Source organism: Tolypothrix sp. VBCCA 56010 (assembly GCF_050875635.1).
In the GTDB taxonomy this organism is placed as follows: Bacteria; Cyanobacteriota; Cyanobacteriia; order Cyanobacteriales; family Nostocaceae; genus Hassallia.
Genome location: NZ_JBPAOH010000470.1, coordinates 1 through 339 on the forward strand (window position 1 = coordinate 1; position 339 = coordinate 339).

At 37.5% G+C, this 339-nt stretch carries 1 protein-coding gene; it reads right to left on the reverse strand.

Annotation, left to right across the window (positions count from 1 at the left end):
• Nucleotides 1-230, reverse strand: a 230-nt coding sequence (locus AABK37_RS42025) for a helix-turn-helix domain-containing protein (protein ID WP_432557275.1), incomplete at its 3' end; no start/stop codon positions are given.
• Between the last annotated feature and the right edge of the window lie 109 nt (nt 231-339).

The following is a 339-nucleotide window of genomic DNA, read 5'->3' on the forward strand; positions in this document are numbered from 1 at the left end:
TATTGCAAACATTGAGAATAAGCATCAGTTAACCAAGGATATTCTTTTTTGAGATTTGGCAATAAACCCTGAATAGCACTTCTTGATAAGCCTTTCCCAGAAACTTTATAAGTTTCTTGGCATAAGTTCAAAGCATAATTCCAAAACCAGCGACAACAGCCAAAGCTTTTGGCTAAAGCTATTTGCTGCTTTGAAGTTGGATACAATCTGAACTTATAAGCTTTGTACATTATCATAATTGTTTATTAGTGATAAGAGTATACCACAAACAAAAAAATAATGTTGCTTGCCTAACGGCACGCTTCTGTGCGAGAGGCTAGCCTGCGGCAACGCCAAGGG